We start from the raw sequence: 4,859 nt of genomic DNA, 5'->3' as shown, positions 1-4,859 counted from the left end.
CGGTCAACAAGGACGCCGAGACCCGCACGCTGGTCGTGACCGAGGGCGGCAGCAAGACCGACCTCGCGCTGGCTGGCGGCGAAACGGTTGAGTTCTGCCCGAATGGCTGTTTCGTCACCTTGCCGAACGGCGACCTCGAAGCTCTGACCGGTTCGGAAACCATCGAAATCTCGGGCGGCGTCGCCCGAATCAAGTAATTCCGGTTGGCATATCTTGAGAGGCCGGGCGTTTGCTCGGCCTTTTATCGTTTCCGGTAGCAGTCGCTTAACAATGACGCCGGAAATACCGTCACGGCAGCCGTCTGCAACCGGGCGTTTTAACGTTCGCTACGCCATCGCCCGCTATACCAGCCTCAAGACGCCGGAAAGCGGCGCGCAACTCTACGCGGGCAGGGCAGGACGGACATGGATGCGCGGTCGGACAGGAACGCAATACCGCTTGCGGTCGATCTCGACGGCACGCTGATCGCGACCGACCTGTTGTGGGAAGGGCTGTTCATCCTTCTCAAGATGAACCCGCTCTATATCTTCCTGGTACCGTTCTGGATCGCCGGCGGGCCGGCGCGGCTGAAGCAGGCAATCGCGCAGCGCATCGACATCGATCCGGCATCGCTGCCCTATCGCGAGGTGCTGCTTTGCCGCCTCCGGACCGAACACGCCGAGGGCCGCAAGATCGTGCTGGCGACCGGTACGCCGCGCAAGTTCGCCGACGCCATCGCGGCCCATCTCGGCATTTTCGACCAGGTGCTGGCCACCGATGGTCTCGCCAATCTCACCTCGGGCAGGAAGCGCGCTTCGCTGATCGCAGCCTATGGCGATGGCGGTTTCGACTATGCCGGCAACAGCCGTCACGATCTCCAGGTCTTCGATGCAGCGCGCAACGCGATCGTCGTCGCGCCCGACCGCCATGCCGCGCGCTGGCAGGCAGCGCATGGCGCCGAGACGATGCCGGCGCCGAAGCCGACTTTGCGGACCATCGTCAAGATGCTGCGTGTCCATCAGTGGCTGAAGAATTCGCTGATCGCAGTGCCGATGGTGCTCTCGCATGAATATTTCAACACCGACATGATCTGGCAATGCCTGCTGGCATTCGTCTCGTTCAGTTCGGTGGCATCGGCCATCTATATCCTCAACGATTTCTTCGACCTCGCGCTCGATCGCAAACACCTCACCAAGCGCAACAGGCCGTTCGCCAGCGGTGCGCTGTCGATCCCGTTCGGACTTGGCGCAATCGCGGTGCTTCTGGCGATCGGCATCGGCACCGGGCTGTTCCTGTCGCCCGAATTCATGGCTGTGCTCGGCGGCTATATGGTCGTCACGACGGCCTATTCGCTGTCGTTCAAGCGCATGCTGCTGGTCGATGTGCTGACACTCGCCGGCCTCTACACGATCCGCGTCCTGGCCGGTGCGGCGGCGACCGGCGTCGACGTCTCGTTCTGGCTGCTGGCCTTCTCTATCTTCTTCTTCCTGTCGCTGGCGCTGGTGAAGCGCTTCGTCGAACTGCGCACCACCGCCATTCCGCCTGGCGAGCGCATTGCCGGCCGCGGCTATCGCACCGAAGACCAGGAGATCGTCGCCCAGGCCGGCATGGCCTCGGCCTTCTCCTCGGCGCTGGTGCTGGCGCTCTACATGGACAGTGTCGCGGTGCGCGAGCTTTATCCGCATCCGTGGCTGATCTGGCCGCTGGCACCGATCGTGCTTTATCTCACCATGCGCGTCTGGATCCTGGCGCGCCGCAACGAGATGCATGACGATCCGGTCGTCTTCATCATCCGCGACTGGCGCAGCCAGATCGTTGTGCTGATCGGTGCAGTGATGCTGGTCATCGGGGGCTGGTAGGCATGGCCACTGAGCGGTTCCCGAGCTTTGGCCTTGCTACGCCGCCGGCGCCGCGCGCCATCGGTGCCGACGAGGCTATCTCGCTGCTGAAGGGCGGTCAGGCCAAGCCAGCGTCACTGCTTGCCTATGGCAATGGCCGCTCCTACGGCGATTCCTGCCAGAACGCGGCCGGCGCGGTCGTCGACATGCGCTCGCTGAACCGGATTCGTGCCTTCAACGCCGAAACCGGTGTTCTCGAGGCGGATGCCGGCGTGCTGTTGTCCGACATCATCGCCCACGCTGCCCCACACGGCTTCTTCCCGGCGGTTGTGCCCGGCACCCAATTCGTCACGCTGGGTGGCGCCATCGCAAACGACGTGCATGGCAAGAACCATCATCGGCGCGGGACATTCGGCTGCCATGTCGAGAGCTTCACGCTGCTCAGGTCCGACGGAAAGACCCACCGCTGCTCGGCATCGGACAATGCGCGGCTGTTTGCGGCAACGATCGGCGGCATGGGGCTGACCGGCCTCATCCTGTCGGCCTCGATCCGGCTGATGCGGGTGCATTCGCTCGACATCGTCGAAAAGGCGACCCCGTTTCGCGATCTCTGCGAATTCTTCGGCCTGGCCGAGGCGGCCGATCAGGCCAATGAATATGCGGTCGCCTGGATCGACCAATTGGCCGGCGGCCGCAACAGCGGTCGCGGCCTGCTGTTGTCGGGCAATCACGCCGAGCACGGCTCGCATGCCGCCTCGCGCGTCGGCGGCACTTTCTCGGTGCCGGTCCAGCCGCCGTTCAATGTGCTCAACCGGCCGTTCCTGACCGCCTTCAACGCTGCCTACAGGTGGAGGAAGAGCCGGGCAACCGTGCAGCGCCAGGCCGGATATCAGGGCTTCTTCTTCCCGCTCGACGGCGTGCGCGACTGGAACCGGCTTTATGGGCCGAAAGGGCTTTTCCAGCACCAGAGCGTGGTGCCGGAAGAGACGGCGCGCGAGGCCGTGCCGGCATTGCTGGCGGCTGCAAGGCAAGCCGGGCAGGGCTCGTTCCTCACGGTGCTGAAACGCTTTGGCTCCATCCGCTCGCCGGCGCTGCTGTCGTTTCCGCGTTCCGGCTACACGCTGACACTGGATTTCCCCAACAGGGGTGCCGCGACACTGACATTGCTGCGGGAACTCGACCGCATCACGGTCGAGGCCGGCGGCGCGGTCAATCCATATAAGGACGCCCGCATGGCCGCCGAGATATTCGCCTCGTCCTTTCCCGAATGGCGGCGGCTGGAAGCGCTCCGCGACCACGCCTTCATGTCTGACTTCTGGGCGCGCACCGCGAAGAGGTTGGATGCGCGACGAGGCTCGGTCGAGGCGGCCGAATAGATAAAACTCGAATAATTCCCGGTTAATCGATGCTTAATAACGCGATTTACTCAAAATATTGTTGGGACTTCACCAAATGTTTGCGGGTTTGTAGTAGGAATCGCGAGGGGGTGGCTTGGAACACATGAAATACATCGTCTTCATTCTCTTTACAGTGGTGACCAATGCCGCCGCGCAGCTGATGCTGAAGCAAGGCATGATGTCGCTCGGGCCGATCTCGTTTGAGGGCGTCAATCCGCTCGTCAAGTTGCTGCAGATCGTTTTCAGCCCCTGGGTGTTCTTTGGCCTGTGTACCTTCGTCATCTCGATGGCATCGCATCTCTATGTGCTGTCCAAGGTCGAGCTCTCCTTCGCCTATCCGTTCCTCAGCCTCGCCTATGTTGCCGTCGCCATCTTCGCTTATTTCGTCTTCCGCGAGGACCTCAATGGCTGGCGCATCGCCGGCATCGCCTTCATCTGCGTCGGCACGGTGCTGATCGCCCAAAGTGGCCGGGATTTGGGCGAGCGAGGGCATGAAGACCAGACGGCTTCCATCACGCCTGACAAGATCCAAGCAAACGAGATCGTTAGATGAGACATGTGATTTTCGGCGGCGACGGTTTCGTCGGCCGCCATCTCGCCCCGAAACTTGTGGCCGATGGTGAAGAGGTCGTCGTCGCCGATATCGTCAAGAGCGACCTGCCGCATTACCGCACTGTCCGCTTTGTCCAGTGCGACGTCATCGATCCGGCATCGGTCGCGGCGGTTGGGCTGAAGGCCGACGACATGGTCTATAATCTGTCGGCCAAGATGCTGTCGCCGATCCAGGTGCGCTCCAAGCGGCACGATTTCTTCTTCCCGGTGAATTTTCATGGGACCGAGCACATCATGCAGGCCATGGACAGAGCCGGTGCGTCAAAACTCGTCCACTACACGACCGACATGATCTACGGCCACACGGTCACGCAGCCGATGACCGAGGAGCACCCGGTGGCGCCGCTGGGCGAATATGGCTGGTCGAAGCAGAAGACAGAGGAGTTGGCGGCCGAATGGCGCAAGCGCGGCATGTCGATCTCGCTGTTTCGCCCGCGCCTGATCATCGGCCCAGGCCGGCTCGGCATCCTGGAAAAGCTGTTCAAGCTGATCGACTGGAATTTTCCGGTGCCGATGATCGGTTCGGGCAGGAACCCCTATCAGTTCATCTCGGTGTTCGACTGCGCCGAGGCCGCGCGCGCGGCCTGGAAGGCCGGCGTGCCTAATGAGGCCTATAATCTGGGTTCGCTCAACCCGCCGCCGGTCAAGAAATTGCTCGGCGATTTGATCCGGCATGCCGGCTCGAAATCGATCCTGATCCCGACACCGGGCTGGGCGGTCAAGTGCACGCTGGACCTGCTCGACCTCTTGAACATGCCGATCATGGACCCGGAACAGTATCTGATCGCCGACGAGGACTGCGTGCTCGACGTGTCCAAGGCCGGGCGCCAGCTCGGCTGGGTGCCGCAATATCGCGACGAGGACATGCTGATCGCCGCCTATAGCGAGTACCGCGCCAAGAAAGCCGGCCACGCAGTCGCCACCAAACATGTGCCCGCCGAATAGCGGCTCGCAAAAACAGCTTTCGTTGCGCTCGATCCTGGTCGTGCGTGCAGACAGGAGATTGAAATGACCGTCATGGCCAAGCCCGAAC

At 62.4% G+C, this 4,859-nt stretch carries 4 protein-coding genes and 1 pseudogene; all 5 read left to right on the top strand.

Annotated features, from left to right (window positions below; all coding sequences use genetic code 11):
- Positions 1-197: pseudogene (locus EN964_RS24485) on the top strand (hypothetical protein); the annotation flags it as partial.
- Positions 198-404: 207 nt separating this feature from the next.
- A complete protein-coding gene (locus tag EN964_RS24480) occupies positions 405-1,838 on the top strand; it encodes a UbiA family prenyltransferase (RefSeq protein WP_127271096.1) in 1,434 nt (477 codons plus the stop codon).
- A gap of 2 nt (positions 1,839-1,840) precedes the next feature.
- The gene (locus EN964_RS24475; protein WP_127272434.1) at positions 1,841-3,193 is read left to right on the top strand and encodes an FAD-binding oxidoreductase; all 1,353 of its coding nucleotides are present in this window, start codon (positions 1,841-1,843) and stop codon (positions 3,191-3,193) included.
- 124 nt (positions 3,194-3,317) lie between these two features.
- Positions 3,318-3,767, top strand: a complete 450-nt coding sequence (locus EN964_RS24470) for an EamA family transporter (RefSeq protein ID WP_127269402.1) — start codon at positions 3,318-3,320, stop codon at positions 3,765-3,767.
- The gene (locus tag EN964_RS24465; RefSeq protein ID WP_127269403.1) at positions 3,764-4,771 is read left to right on the top strand and encodes an NAD(P)-dependent oxidoreductase; all 1,008 of its coding nucleotides are present in this window, start codon (positions 3,764-3,766) and stop codon (positions 4,769-4,771) included. Before EN964_RS24470 ends, EN964_RS24465 begins: the two co-directional genes overlap by 4 nt.
- The last annotated feature ends 88 nt before the right edge of the window (positions 4,772-4,859 follow it).

Origin of the sequence: Mesorhizobium sp. M7A.F.Ca.CA.001.10.2.1 (assembly GCF_003998575.1) — a bacterium.
Lineage (GTDB): Bacteria > Pseudomonadota > Alphaproteobacteria > Rhizobiales > Rhizobiaceae > Mesorhizobium.
This window is presented reverse-complemented; position numbering and strand designations above follow the sequence as displayed.